Source organism: Algoriphagus sp. AGSA1 (assembly GCF_021390545.1).
Classification (GTDB): Bacteria; Bacteroidota; Bacteroidia; order Cytophagales; family Cyclobacteriaceae; genus Algoriphagus.
Window position 1 is genome coordinate 123176 of the sequence record NZ_JAJUWR010000007.1, and the last position, 13682, is coordinate 136857.

The 13682-nt window shown below is 38.7% G+C and carries 17 protein-coding genes; 4 read left to right on the forward strand and 13 right to left on the reverse strand.

Annotated elements, in window-relative coordinates:
• The first annotated feature begins 252 nt into the window (after window positions 1-252).
• The 3 genes from LZF95_RS07020 (at window position 253) to LZF95_RS07030 (ending at window position 1689) form a co-directional block, all read left to right on the forward strand.
• Window positions 253-414: a hypothetical protein gene (locus LZF95_RS07020; protein ID WP_233754269.1), complete on the forward strand. Its 162-nt coding sequence runs from the start codon at window positions 253-255 to the stop codon at window positions 412-414.
• Between the two features lie 3 nt (window positions 415-417).
• Window positions 418-1011 (forward strand): hypothetical protein, encoded by a 594-nt coding sequence (locus LZF95_RS07025; RefSeq protein ID WP_233754270.1) that lies wholly within the window; start codon window positions 418-420, stop codon window positions 1009-1011.
• 72 nt (window positions 1012-1083) lie between these two features.
• The gene (locus tag LZF95_RS07030) at window positions 1084-1689 is read left to right on the forward strand and encodes a hypothetical protein (RefSeq protein WP_233754271.1); all 606 of its coding nucleotides are present in this window, start codon (window positions 1084-1086) and stop codon (window positions 1687-1689) included.
• 56 nt (window positions 1690-1745) lie between these two features.
• Here the strand turns inward: LZF95_RS07030 and LZF95_RS07035 are convergent, their stop codons facing one another.
• From LZF95_RS07035 to LZF95_RS07060, 6 genes are all read right to left on the reverse strand, one after another.
• Window positions 1746-2255 carry a hypothetical protein gene (locus LZF95_RS07035; RefSeq protein WP_233754272.1) on the reverse strand — a complete coding sequence of 170 codons (510 nt, stop codon included), beginning with the start codon at window positions 2253-2255 and terminating at the stop codon, window positions 1746-1748.
• Window positions 2256-2427: 172 nt separating this feature from the next.
• Window positions 2428-3942, reverse strand: coding sequence for a hypothetical protein (locus LZF95_RS07040; RefSeq protein WP_233754273.1), 1515 nt, complete (start codon window positions 3940-3942; stop codon window positions 2428-2430).
• A 440-nt stretch (window positions 3943-4382) separates the two neighbouring features.
• A complete protein-coding gene (locus LZF95_RS07045; protein WP_233754274.1) occupies window positions 4383-5549 on the reverse strand; it encodes a hypothetical protein in 1167 nt (388 codons plus the stop codon).
• Between the two features lie 319 nt (window positions 5550-5868).
• The gene (locus tag LZF95_RS07050) at window positions 5869-6459 is read right to left on the reverse strand and encodes a CPBP family glutamic-type intramembrane protease (protein ID WP_233754275.1); all 591 of its coding nucleotides are present in this window, start codon (window positions 6457-6459) and stop codon (window positions 5869-5871) included.
• A gap of 370 nt (window positions 6460-6829) precedes the next feature.
• Window positions 6830-7039 carry a class IIb bacteriocin, lactobin A/cerein 7B family gene (locus LZF95_RS07055; RefSeq protein ID WP_368670768.1) on the reverse strand — a complete coding sequence of 70 codons (210 nt, stop codon included), beginning with the start codon at window positions 7037-7039 and terminating at the stop codon, window positions 6830-6832.
• The gene (locus LZF95_RS07060) at window positions 7040-7207 is read right to left on the reverse strand and encodes a bacteriocin class II family protein (RefSeq protein WP_233754277.1); all 168 of its coding nucleotides are present in this window, start codon (window positions 7205-7207) and stop codon (window positions 7040-7042) included.
• A gap of 120 nt (window positions 7208-7327) precedes the next feature.
• Here LZF95_RS07060 and LZF95_RS07065 point away from each other — a divergent pair, with 120 nt between their 5' ends.
• Window positions 7328-7891: a metallophosphoesterase gene (locus LZF95_RS07065; RefSeq protein ID WP_233754278.1), complete on the forward strand. Its 564-nt coding sequence runs from the start codon at window positions 7328-7330 to the stop codon at window positions 7889-7891.
• 751 nt (window positions 7892-8642) lie between these two features.
• Here LZF95_RS07065 and LZF95_RS07070 read toward each other — a convergent pair.
• The 7 genes from LZF95_RS07070 to LZF95_RS07100 all read right to left on the reverse strand — a co-directional run bounded on the left by LZF95_RS07070 (window position 8643) and on the right by LZF95_RS07100 (window position 13378).
• A complete protein-coding gene (locus LZF95_RS07070) occupies window positions 8643-8837 on the reverse strand; it encodes a hypothetical protein (RefSeq protein ID WP_233754279.1) in 195 nt (64 codons plus the stop codon).
• A 487-nt stretch (window positions 8838-9324) separates the two neighbouring features.
• Window positions 9325-9528, reverse strand: a complete 204-nt coding sequence (locus tag LZF95_RS07075) for a hypothetical protein (RefSeq protein ID WP_233754280.1) — start codon at window positions 9526-9528, stop codon at window positions 9325-9327.
• 4 nt (window positions 9529-9532) lie between these two features.
• The gene (locus tag LZF95_RS07080) at window positions 9533-9718 is read right to left on the reverse strand and encodes a hypothetical protein (protein WP_233754281.1); all 186 of its coding nucleotides are present in this window, start codon (window positions 9716-9718) and stop codon (window positions 9533-9535) included.
• 80 nt (window positions 9719-9798) lie between these two features.
• Window positions 9799-10059 carry an HTH domain-containing protein gene (locus LZF95_RS07085; protein WP_306422293.1) on the reverse strand — a complete coding sequence of 87 codons (261 nt, stop codon included), beginning with the start codon at window positions 10057-10059 and terminating at the stop codon, window positions 9799-9801.
• Complete coding sequence (locus LZF95_RS07090; RefSeq protein ID WP_233754282.1) at window positions 10013-12202, reverse strand: peptidase domain-containing ABC transporter; 2190 nt, start codon at window positions 12200-12202, stop codon at window positions 10013-10015. Before LZF95_RS07090 ends, LZF95_RS07085 begins: the two co-directional genes overlap by 47 nt.
• Window positions 12199-12735: a peroxiredoxin gene (locus LZF95_RS07095; RefSeq protein WP_233754283.1), complete on the reverse strand. Its 537-nt coding sequence runs from the start codon at window positions 12733-12735 to the stop codon at window positions 12199-12201. Before LZF95_RS07095 ends, LZF95_RS07090 begins: the two co-directional genes overlap by 4 nt.
• 13 nt (window positions 12736-12748) lie before the next feature.
• Entirely contained in the window at window positions 12749-13378 is a 630-nt protein-coding gene (locus LZF95_RS07100) for a hypothetical protein (RefSeq protein WP_233754284.1), read from the reverse strand.
• Window positions 13379-13682: the final 304 nt, after the last annotated feature.

Sequence of the window (13682 nt, forward strand, 5' to 3'; positions counted from 1 at the left end):
AGCTAAGTCCCATCGGGACGGACGATTTTTTATTATACTCCTACTGGCATATTCATAAAATTAATTCAGGCTTTCAGTATCGGAATGACATTTAGCAATAGCAGACAGATCTCGAGCATTCCTCCGTTTATCAATCGAGTGGTATTTACCACCCGAATAAATAATTCCCTTTCCAGAACACCTTATTCCAGAATGGAATAGTTCATCCCAGTGAATCCTATGAATTTGGATCAACATCTAATAGCCAAAATCATGACACTAGTCCTACACATCTCAAACTTGGTCAGCTCTTCCTTCACTATAGGAGGACAGAATTCAACTACCATTGATACCAGCTCATCCCAAACCATCAAAGGGCTGATTGATCAGCAGAAAGAACTGGAATATCAGGTAGCCAATACCCTAAACCCCTAGAAAATGGACGACTACTTAAATACATTTGAAGGAGACCGAATATGTGAATCCTTGGAAGAATGCCATGGAGGTTTATATCACTTTTTCTGTGACTTTGCTAATCTATCCTACTGGAAAAGGAAGATCTCCGCTATTTTCGAATATGTTGTTCAGGAAAATCCGTCATTCACATCACATTCACCAGGAACAATCCTGTATGCGGGTGCAGAATTTTTGCGGATTGTCTATATAGGATATTTTCTTTACCGTGAGACCAATTTTCCAGCTTGCCCTACCCCACATTGGGATGAACTGATCTTAAAAAGAGATAAGAAGAACGCAACGCTATTCATAAACAGAATCAACCTCCTTCCCAGATTCCTGAGCCAAGAACAAATCATAGATCCCTATCTATTTCTTAAGGACTTCTACTACCGCCGCAAATGTCCCGTCTGGGCGAGGAGGTGGAATGAAATCATCGAAGAGTCATTTAGCGACATCACCTGTCTCGAACCTGATGCCTTACAAGAGTTTCAAGATGATTTTCAGGATTTTCATAAGCTACTGGAAGCCACTTACCTGCTGTATGTTAGGCACTTTAAGCTAAAAAATACCTGAGAAATATAATGCTCCTCGCTGAGCGTAACCGTTCAAATTTGAATCATAAATTAAGTACAAACGTCTGAAATTATGGGAAATACCTTTAGCACGTTAAAAAAAGAGTACACCTGTACTTCTCCTGAAAAAGCACATCAGGTTATTAAGGAGCTGTTTGGATCTATAGCACCCTTGCCATTTTGGCTTTCCCATGTGACGATGATTCAAAACGCAGTATTTGACACTTCTCCAGACTACAAGATCTTATTTCCAGACTGCATATTCTATCAGGGTCAGCTCTTTCTAAAACTGATTTATGCCAGCCATCAACTTCGGAATTTCCCTCCTATTTCAGCCAGCTCACTTACTTGGAATCAAATTATTGAAAGTCGGGATAAGGAATTCTCTATCGAGCCAGCGAGTGATAAATGCATCTTTAATCTAATTGACTATGCCCCTAAACAACTTAGTCATGATGAAATACTCGATCCCAGTTCATTTTTACGGAAGTTTTTCAAGCGCAGGAAATTGAAAGGATGGATAAAACGATGGAATTCTTTCCGCGAAATGGCAACATTCTCTTTCTCTGTGGTAGATGGTGACGAGTTAGAATTTCTAAAAGACTTCACCTATTTCCTTAAGCTTACCGAAGCTAGCTATTTGATCCACGCCCGTTATTCTCCGATTCAAAATTATTAAATTCAGTTTTTGGTCTTTGAAAACCTCTGGAATTTCATATCCCAATAGTTAGAGACCTAACTAAAAGAATATCCAGAAATCAATATTGCTCGTATATAATGTATTCTTTCCAACAAAAGCATTGCCCGTAAACCAGGATCCAAATTTTCCTCTAGCTTGATAGTCACCTCTCCTTTGCCAATCACTGTCTTCAATTCAACGCCTGTTTTTCCCTCAGAAGACCAACTAATCCCATTCTGAGAAAGCATCTCTCTTTTCCATACAAGTTCCCCATCTCGACTGTCTTTTATTTTAGTCATTGATGTGTTTAAAGTAATCCCAGCATTAGTCGATCCTAAGATTTGATAGACCCCATCTATCTTAGCCACAATCAGGTCGTCCACTGAAACCCCATCTTTTCTCAACTCAATCTTACCAAGGACTTGCCCATCACCGTTCACTAACTCAGAGTTCCCGCTCATATTCATGATATCTTTGATATCGAATGTGACGGTATACCTTTCAGTTTGCTTATCAGCTCTTGACCAAAAAAGCATCAGTGTACAAAAAACAAGTAGCTTTAGCATATTCTCTGAAATTTAGATCCAACTAATAGAACTACGTGAACAGGCATCCAATGGATATAATGTTTCACTAAAGTTAATCCATTAAACTAATGATTACCAACCTAATAAACTTCTAGTAAACGGAGGCTTTTGTTATAGAGTTTGATTTTATCTTTTATCCACGCCTCCCAAATTAGGTCAACCTTCCCCTGATCTTCCCCAAAACCTCTTCTGGATACCCCATATCCCTCAGTACAAAAACAGCATTGGTGCTCTGCAACACTCCAGCCCTGAGCCGGAAATCGTATTGATAGTTACCAGCCACATCCTGTCCGGTAAAGTAGAAAAATATAAAATCAGGGAGCCCATGAACTAACTCCAAGTCATGGGTTGTGGCAATCACTATAGAATTCTCCTGAGCAAGCTGTTGCAATACTTCCGAGGAAATCACCAACCGCTCCCGGCTGTTTGTCCCCTTGAAAATCTCGTCTATCAATAGCAAGTTAAATCCCTGTTCATGATCAACAGTGAGCATTTCTTTCATAGTCTCGGCCTCACTATAAAAGTAACTTTTGTCACTTTCCAACTCATCAAAAGTCTGAATAGAAGAATGGATATGCAGCTTTGGAAGAATCATTTCCTGAGCAAAAACCGAATTAATAGTCTGCGCCAAAAGGCAGTTCAATCCTATAATTCTAAGGAATGTGCTTTTGCCTGACATATTTGTACCGGTTATCAAAACACCATTTCGGTCAATACGAATAGAATTTCGGATTGCATATGAAAGCAAGGGATGAAACATTCCTTTGCCATCAATCTGGAGCGAAGTACCCTCCTTGGGCACGGTGATAAAAGGATCTGATTTCCTAAGTTGTGCAATGGATAAGGCAAAATCCAGGTAAGCAACGTAATCAAAATTCTCTTCGATCAGACTTCGCTTCTCTCCTATTTCCTTGAGAATAGAATAATAAAGAAGAGTTTCGATCAGAAAAGCGGCTTTGAATAATTCAGTTATATACCCCACCAATTCCGCCAATTCACCAAACCCTTTCATTCTTGGTTTAAGCACGGATGCCTTAAAGATGAGTGATCCTACCTTTTCGATTTCGGGCTGTTTGGGCATGAAAATTCCTTGTTTTTTTGACTCTTTCAGAATGAGCTGCGACATGGCTAACATTTCTCCTAGCTGGCCAAATGTCCTTGACTCAAGAGATACATTCAGTTCGCTCCAATAATGGATAAAGAAATTGCAGGTGATCACCAGTATTGCCGGTAAAATCATCCATTGCATGAATAATGACGAGATCACTCCTATAACAGAAAGTGCCGAGAGTATGTAAAACAACATAAACCATGGATTTTGAGGTGTCTCTCTTTGAAAAACATTACACAAGAAATAGGAATCATTCTTTGATAAGCTTTCCAGCTTACGCGTCATAAAAGATTCAAAACCTGGGTTATTCTCAAACGTCTGAATTGTTGACTCTAACCTTTCATCTAGTAAATCCCCTTCTTTCACCAATCTAAGGGAAGAATACAGGTATTGCTCTCCGTATTTGGTAAGGGTATGATCGATTCGGAGAAACACCTCATCCATTCCCAGATCATTCCAAAGCTTGGAAGAAATATTCTGGAAAAATCCAGTCTTGTCAGTTTGGTTATAATACTTGCTGATCCTATCGAAATCCAGATCGCTTGATTTCTTCATTAATGCCAATTAAGGTTGTCGGTTATTGATTTTAAAAGGTAAAAGATAAAAATTTTATGATAAGTATCTTGCTCTAGCTGTTCAGGGTTTTGCAATCCTGAACCTAGACCGTAGGATCTCAAATCTTCAGGTCAAACTTCGAGATTAAATCCACGACATTCATCAATAGTCGAAGAATGAGAAAAATCCCCCTTGCCCCCTTTAAAAAAGGGAAATTGCCAAATTGAACCTTTAGCATTAATTTAAAATATATAAGTGCAGGTAATTTAACTGCTCAGGATTTGCAATCCTGAACCTCGATCGTCGGATCTCAAAACTTCGAGATTACAAATCTCGAAGAGCACGGGCCTCTTCCGTCTTCTGTCTCCTGTCTTCCAACCACTAAAAGATAGAAAATATGGCTACTGGCATCATTGTGGATAATCAGATTCGCAAAAATGCTATCCCTTCTCCCTCAACTCATAGATATAATAGCACTGATAGTCCTTTTCATACTCATGAAGTTCGGCTTGATCGCCAGTCTGCAAGTACCTCCTTGGCCCTACATTAAGCTTTAACCTTCCGGGAAGTGTCCATGGTATCGGTTTGCCCAGTTGCTTTCCGTCCTTGATATAGTAGAAAAATCGCTTCTTAGAAGCTGCCTCTGCCTTTCGCTGTTCTTCATTCTGATTTTCAAAAACCAGATTTGGATCCGCACCTGTTCTGTACCCCACAAGCATTTCATCCCCAAATCCTACCATTTCATCGAAAGCACCTCCCATGGTATGGTTCTGTGTCCGGTATTCTTTTACTGTGGTGTAAGATGCATCAGTCATCGGTATGTCTATCAGTTGATCAGGTTTGAGACGATCCAACTTTATTTTGTTGACTGTTTTAAAACCATCGCTTGGATCCAACTGATACAGCGTAGTATCCCCATACAAAATAGTAGAAATGTAACTGGACCTGGGACCTGAGAAAAACACAGGTTTATCCATAGAAGGATAGAACTGTCCCGACCGAAACTTGCTGTTCTCATCCAAACGCCCACCCTTTTTCACTTCCCCGGTTTGAATATCCATCAGGTGAACCATACTAAGCGTATCGTAATAATCCACCGGATAAGGCTGCAAATAGCCATCATTCAGATTAGCAACTGCACTTAGCTCCCCATCTGCAGATCTGAAAGTACTGAGATTGTCCAGTGAAAAGTGAACCAATCGGGCCCGGACTCTTTGCTCGAAAGGAAATTTCCTTTTCTGCTTCAGTTCCAAATCATAGACAAAGGCTTCCCCCTCTGAAATAAATAGGATCTCATCCTCAACAAAGCCCGCCCTTACCAGCACCAACCCAAAGGCATCAGGCCCCTCCGAAAGTTTATTTTCAGCTAGAATCTTTCCTGAGCTATTGACCATATAATAATGCCCTTCCATACTGGCTTGCTTCACTAGCAGATAAAGTCCCTTTTCATGGTGGTAGTCAAGCACATGAACGGGCTCCAGAATATCCATCACTAAAGAATCAATTTTTACCAGTTCAAATTCACGATCAGAATCACGTGTAGCTGATTTTTCGGCACAGGAAATCATGAGCACTAGCAGACAAAACGAAAGAGAAAGGAGTTTCATAAGATTATAGTTTTAGCTAAACTACTAAAATTTAGTAGAACATAAAACCTCTATTTGATCATGAGGAAAAAGAGACCTGAGCAGCAAACTAAAATCCCATTACCGAACTGCTAAAAAGTGTAAAGGCATTTCCAAAAACCTAACACCAACTTTGGAAACTCTTGACACCAAACAAAGCCAATTAAAAATTGGTGAGAATATGAGAGTGGAGCTACAAATTCCACCCCGTGGGTATAACTGATATTTGACTATACCAAAGGGCTACACAAATGACTTTTTCAGACTTCTGAATTCAGCTTTCAGATTTTACTTCAAATTCTTATACCGGATTTCCCCCACCAAAGAATAATAGATGAGTTCCAATCAAAATCCCATTGTACACTCCGTGAAAAATCATTGCCCAAATCATCCCATGATTCAATCTAATATAACTGATGATCAACCCAACAAAAAACTGGGCTCCGACCAATATAGGAATAAGATAAAACTGCGTGGCATAATCAAAACTCGTAAAGTTCCCCAAGTGAATCAATCCAAATAACACAGCAGAACCATAAACAACCAGCTTCAACGGCGGAGGATTGTTTTTCGAAATACGAATCAAAAGCCAAATCAGATAGATCCAGAGTATAATGACTGGATACCAAAATTCGGAAATAAGCAATACTGATAAACCCAAACTCCACAAAACATATTTTTTAGTTCGAACCAAATGAAGTCGAAATATAGGCTCTTCCAAAAGCGGGGCAATGAAAATCCCTGCAAAAACCATTAAAACCGGAGTTTCCTTCAACATTTCCATCACAGCATTCTCCAGTTCGTCCAAACCCAACGCATAAATCAAAGCAGAGTATGGAGCAATAACAAGAAACGTTATCACCAATAGGTAAATAAATCGCCTAAAAGTCATGAGCTGAAATTCTTCTAGCTGTTTTGGGAGGCGGAAAAATTGAATTAATTCTCTAATCATAGTTACATTTAAGCCGATTATTACACCACTATTAGGAACAACTATTTACCATTATTATGTCTTTTCTTAATTTGTTTAGGAAATGGAAAAAATGAACAGTAAAAAAAGACAAAAAGAATCATTATTGACAGATGCTTAGAGGTAAACTGTTTAAATCCGAAAAAGCACTTTGATACAAAGTAAATAACTAAGACAATAATAATAGATGTAAGAAAATTACTTATATGTTTTTTAATTTCTTCCATTTTTCAATAAAAAAAAACAAGGAGAACCACTTTAAAGTGGTTCTCCTTAATATTTGAATTCTATTTTAGCATTCGCAGTCACAGCATTCGCCATCTAACCCATCCTCAATTCCTTGAACAGCTTCAACCGCATAATATCCGGCAACCCCTGCAGCACAGGCACCCACTACCCAAACTACTGCTTTGGCAATTAATGGCCAAGCACCACCATTTATGTTTCGGAGCTCTTCGTTAGATAATTCTTTAAATCTTTCCATTTTTTTTGAATTTGAAATTTATACTAAAACACAACCGAATTCTGCACAAGGATCATAAACAGGCTCATCCGATGAATTCCACCATTCAACAACCTTCATTGTGGTTTTACAAAACCAATCTCTTACAGGCCCACCGCCATCCACCTCCTGCATCTCCTCCAAACTCAATTCCTTAAACTTTTCCATAAGTTAATAAATTATTCGCTTCCCCGACTTTTTTCAGGAGTCGGATTACCTCATCTCAGCACAGGTAAATCAAGTTAGCTAGCATTTCTCGTTGAGACTTTCAAAAAGCTGAAAGCTCCCATGGGCAAGTACTCTATACTAGGCAATCATGGCTATGGGGACTATATAACATGGCCCAGTAAGGAGGCGAAAGAAGCCAATATGCAGCGCCTATATGAAATCCGCGAAGAACTGGGCTTTAGGCTACTACGAAACGAAAGCGTCAAGCTTCAAAAGCCAGCCTTTAGCGGAGTCGAAGCTAGCATAGATCTGATCGGTGTGGAGAACTGGGGAAAAGGATTCGGGCAGTACGGAGACCTAAAGAAAGCTGCGGCAAACCTCAGCGATCAAAGCTTTAAAATATTGATGAGCCACGATCCTTCCCATTTTGATGAGCAGGTAAAAAACTTCTCCCAATTTATCCATCTCACCTTAAGCAGACATACCCACGGGATGCAGTTTGGGATCGAGATCCCCGGTTTTATTAAATGGAGCCCGGCTTCTCTTCGCTACCCAAAATGGGCCAGACTATACGAAGAACTAGGCCGATACTTACATGTCAACCGAGGATTTGGGTTTTTGGCTTTTCCAGGACGGGTTGGCATTTGGCCGGAGATTACGGTGATCAAGCTGAAGAGGAAGTAATAGCTTCAGTGATACGAAGAACCTTTGAGGTTTTAAAAACCTCGAAGGTTTAGAATCTTTAGATTAAAATTGGAGAACACTTTCGAGATATTATGAATCTAATAGCAAATTAAACACATCACTTTCAATAGGTTATCTAAAGCCAATTCCAAATTGGTAAAGATATGAGGTTGGAATTACAAATTCCACTCAGTCCAAACTGGTATTTAACTTCACCTACAGGGTAAGCTCATTAGGGCGGTAATTAGTCTCAAATAAAATTCCTGGCTTCTGAGGAGTTGATACACCCACACACCCCCTTAATCAAATTATGATCACTATTTATGATCATTATGATTTTCAAACTACAACTATAATTTAATTACTAAGTTGTTCAAAAAGGTGATTAATAAAGAAATTTTATGCTTGATTTCTAGATCTTTTCTTAAAAACTAAATCAGCTATGATCATAATTGAAAGCGCTATAAAGATATAATATATAGCTATAGTTTTATCATAGAATAAAAGACCTAAACCTATTAACATTAAGACTAATCTCGGTATTAATTTTATGTTACTGGTTATATACATGTTTTTTTATTTAAAACCACTAAAGTATTTAGTTAACCTTAGTGGTAATGTGAGAATAAATAATCACTTTGCTTGCCCATTGAAACATTCCACAACAGATAGTCCAAACAATTGCAATTTCACCGAACAATTAGGTATGAGGAGCAAAAGATAAAGCAAGACCAACGAAAATTGCACCATCTCAGAAACCATTCCAAAAGGATTTATTGAGCCAATTAAGCGCAGTACCAACACCTATTTTCCCCATTGACACAGTTAAACCGGACACACTGCTTCCCCAGTGGGGCACAATAAGCTCTTCCAGACTCGGCGGAAAAAACATCAATTGGTTGGGATTGTAGTCCTTAAAGGCTACATTTAAGTCTTGTTTTTGCACACCTCAAAATACAAATTTTGAGTAAAACAGGAAAGGCTAGTCGGAAAATCGACTAGCCTTTATAACTATCTTTTTTTGAGACAGCCTCAGTTCAAACGGACATTAAATCACATCTAGAGGTGGCTGTCCAAAGAAACGTACATTTTTCATACGCTATATTTATTATCTGTAGTGACTAAAAATAAAGAAAGGGAAAACCTTCTCAAGGTAGCGTCTCTAAATTTTAGACCATTTCTCAGATAGTAGGAGATAACATTTTAAATACACCATATAATTATATAGATATCTAATTACATAACTTCATTTTTCTGTATCTTTGTCTATAATATTTTTATTTAAAATAAATTTTGAAATCAGGAAACCTGTAATTATTATCATTCCGAGAGATCCAGGTATAAAGGATTGTTTCAAATATTCTGGCATAAGCAACATAACGCTCAAGGGAGTTAAAGCCAAGAATAGTCCAATAATAAAAAGAACTTTCATATTATGAAAAAGCACAATACAAACTTGCGCCAACCAAAGCTACTCCCCCGGCTACAAGGATTGTTCCACCTACAGGATTTAAAGCTAACCACCCAAAATGACTAGCAGCCCCCCCTAATACAACCACTGCATCAGCCACAGCCACCGCTTGGCAAAAACCACCTCCAGAGATGTTTTCGCATATTTCAATCGAAACTTCCTTCATAATATTAGTATTTTCCAAGTCCATAACCAATAAGTCCAACTGCACAAACATTCCCTGTTAAAATTGCCAATGGTGCAACTGGAGTAGCCGCAAGTAAAATTGTAGAACCACATGCGAGTCCAACAATAAGATCTTCTCGCAAGCCTCCACCAATCACCATCTCCATTTTTTCAATACTCAACTCTTTCATAATCTTGTTGTTTAAAGTTAGAAACTTAATTAATAATACCTAAACTTAAATTCACATCGGTGAAAAAAACTTTCACCCAATCATTTATTTTTCAGAAAAACGTAACTTTTTTTCTCTGAATCATAACTTATTGCTGTTGGTAATGTCAATCGAAGATCATCCAGAATATTAAACACTGTACGCTTTGTAACCCCTAGCTTTTCTGCTAGTTCGCTTGGACTCCCAGTTTTCTCTTTTTCGATCAGTTCAATAATCAATTTCGTCCGTTCGTAGTATTTCATCCCTCCCATAATCTTATCTGCTTGGTTGAAGTAATTGGTTAATAGCTCTGGAATATCCATTTTCATATTGCATTAGCTCTGCATGCGTTCCAGTATAGCTAATTCTACCCTCTTTCAATAGGAGTATTCGATCAGCCCGTGCTGCCAACGTAGGCTGATGCGTGATCACCAGCATTCCTGCTTGTCGCTGAGTTATGTATTTCCGAATGAGTCCGAGCAACTGATCTTCCAGCTCAAAATCCATCGCTGCTGTAGCCTCATCGAGAATTAAGATTTCGGGTTCTCTGACTAGCGCTCTCACAATACCCATTAACTGTCGCTGTCCTCCAGATAGATTCCGTCCATCCTCCCCGCAAAGACTCATCACGCCTTGTGGCAATCCTAGAAAAAGCTCCCAAAGTCCCAGCTCTTCGCCGACTTTTGCAATCCGCTCAAGCTCTTTTGGATCGCTGCTCATAGCGATATTATCAAAGACAGTAGAATTGAAGATTTTCTCCTTTTGATTGACCACTCCGAGCGAACTTCGCCATTGAGCCAATGAATGCTTACTTGCAGGCTGGCCATTTAATTTGATCGTTCCTGATTCTTCATTATAGAATCGCTGAATCAAATCCACCAAGGTACTTTTGCCAGTTCCAACGGGTGCAAAAAGTGAAATAAGTTCTCCGGGTTGAATAAGAAAGCTCACCTCTTTAAGGATTTGGCTTCTTCCCGGATATCGAAAGCTCACTTCATTTAATTCAAGCAACGAAGTACTTGCAGAATCTTCTTTCTCGATATTCAACTCTTCCTCTGCTTCTGTCTCCAAACCCGCAATCTCAAAAAGCCTATCAAAGGCAACTTTAGCTTCCTGAAATTGAATATTAGCTACAACTAGCCCGGCCACTGCAGGAATTGTGGAACTCCCCACTGAGATCAACGCCATCAATTCACCAAGAAGCAGCTCTCCCTCAAAAATCATATAAACCCCAGTTCCAAACAGCAAACTGAGAAAGATTGCCACGATCAACTGAGTCCAAAAGGAAAAGCTATTACCGACTATCGCCAGATCGTATCCTTTGTTCTGATAATTACTATACACGCCTTCAATCCTTTTTTGAAACTCATCCTCTTTGCTGTAGGATCGAAGCACATGCATGCCCGTCAGGCTGTCCACATATTGAGTTTCGTTAAGAGAATGCGCAGCCATGACTTCTTTTTGCTTTGATAGTATTGGCTCATTATATTTCCAACCAATCACCAAAAAGCACAACACTCCCCCTAAACAAATCCATCCGATTAAGGACGACTGATAAAATACAAATGCTAGGGAAACGATTACGACAAGCAGATTGATAATCACGGTACCTGTGATAAGAGAAACCGTATTCCTTATCCTCAATGAATCGTTCATTCTCGCAATCAGGTCGCCAGTACTATACCCTCTAAAGTAGTTCATCGGCAATCTCAATATCCGTTTGATAAAAGAAGATACTATCCGGACATTCAGATCCCGACCTTGCCTAGCCATAAAAACCCCTAGGATATATCCTAACGCTGCGCGAAAAGCGAGCAAAAAACAAAGTGCAATAACACCATATATAGCTTTCTCATAAGCCTGATTAGGTAAAAAATCATCAATCAGACGCTGGGAAAAAATCGCAGTAGAGAGACCCGTGATAGCCATTAAGCTACCTAAGACCGTGGCCACTAGTAGGATTGGAATATCTTCTTCAATTAGCGATATAAACCATTTCCTTTTAGACTTTGAGACAATAGTTTTCTTTTGGAATGAATCATTCGGCTCAAGGCGAAGAAGTATTCCAGATTTCCATTGTGCCATCAGTTCGGAATCTGCCATTCCTTGAATCCCTACACCTGGATCACTTATCCAGTGCTTTCCTTCAACAAATCCAAAATAAACAATGTAATGTTCTCGGTTTTGATCTTGAACTACATGCAAAATTGCTGGGCCTTTAAGCTCAGATAAATTACTTAGCTCTGCTTCAAATCCTTTTGCTTCATAACCAATCTTCTGGGCAGCTTGTATCAATCCCAGTAAAGTGGTTCCGCTTTGGGTAGTTCCACTTATATCCCGAAGTTTTTCCTGCGAAAATTCAGCACCGTAATAATTAGAAATGGTACAAAGACAAGCCAAACCACAGGCATATTCCCCGAGTTGATCTACATGAAATTTTTTAAGTTTTTTAGGATTGTAGATCATAGAGCAGACTCCTTTCCTTCTTTAAGTTTGTCAAGAATCAGATCTACTTTCACAGGACCAGTATAACTATCCACAAGATTACCCGTGCTGTCATAAATAAAGAGAGCTGGAACACCTTTGACCCCATAATAGCCTGCAACTTCCATCTCCGAATCAACCAAAAAATGTACATTCTTCCTGCTCTCCATTTGCAATTCTGTGATAAAACCCGTGATTTCTTCAGGGGATTCAACTGTCACAAAAATCAATCGGTAGCTTTCAAATTCCATGACCCGATTTGAAATGGTATTCATTTCCATTTGACAGATCTCACAAGTAGAGTTGAAATACACCAAAAGGGTTGCTTTATTTTCCGCTAGTTTTTTCAATGAATGGGAATTGCCCTCTACATCACTTAAGGTAAAATCAGGGAGTTTAGAAATCTGTTTCCAGATTATTTCCTCCTGCTTGTCTTTTTGCAAAATAGAATAACCTAGGTACGCAACCGCTGAAAACAAAATCAGAGCAAGGGAGATTAACACTATCTTTCTCATAGGTGTAAAAGTTTTAGGTGAAATTGAGAGTTAAAAACAGAATCAGGACAAGCCAAAAGACTAAGGCGAACAGGTAAGATGTCAAAACCACTCTGGCGCTATCTCCCCAAGAAAGTCCTGTCTCATTCTGGAAAAAAAACACCAGTAAAAAGCAATAAACTAATTCAAAAAGATTTACCAATTGAAGTGGATAGATCAGTAAACTGTTTATCTCACTGGGATCAAAAAGAGTCAATACCGAAAGAGGATAAAACACTGCAAATTCTGAGTAAGTAAAATCCCCTACGGATACAATCACAACTTTGACCAATCCAGCAATCACCAAAATACTTTCTGAGAAAACCGCAACTTTGAAAAGTCTGGCTAATTTGACCTCTCTATGAAGATTAGCAAAGAAAAGCCCAGCATACAGAATTAGTGCTATTAGGCAGCACTTTACCAGCAAAAGCAAAAAGGTAAACAACACGCTGAATTTATTCCAATAGCGCATATCCTCCAGCGCATCCAACAAGACATTCTCCGGAATCTCCATCTCGGTTTGGCCAGCAAAAGCATTGACCACCATCCCTTCCACATCCAGCAAGAAGTAGGAAATCAGGAATAAACTGATCGAATAAAAGACAAGCAGTAAAAGTGTTCTCATAAAAAAGCAGTTATGGAAAAAGAAGAACTTAGAACAATAATTAAAATATAATTTAAAAAAAACAACATTCATATAATCCAATAAAATATTGAATTAATCCAAAAAACAACAAAAACAAGTGCACGCAGAATATTATTTTACAGACACATGCTTTTCTTGCTATGTAAAAAATATAATTTTTGAAATGCCTAAAAAACAACCACCTTGGTTTTCCTTAAAATTTCCAAAAAAAATCATAAGCCTAGTTTATCACTCAACTTAAGTCCTTCTCACTCAACTCAAAAACATTAATGAACTAGGGTTT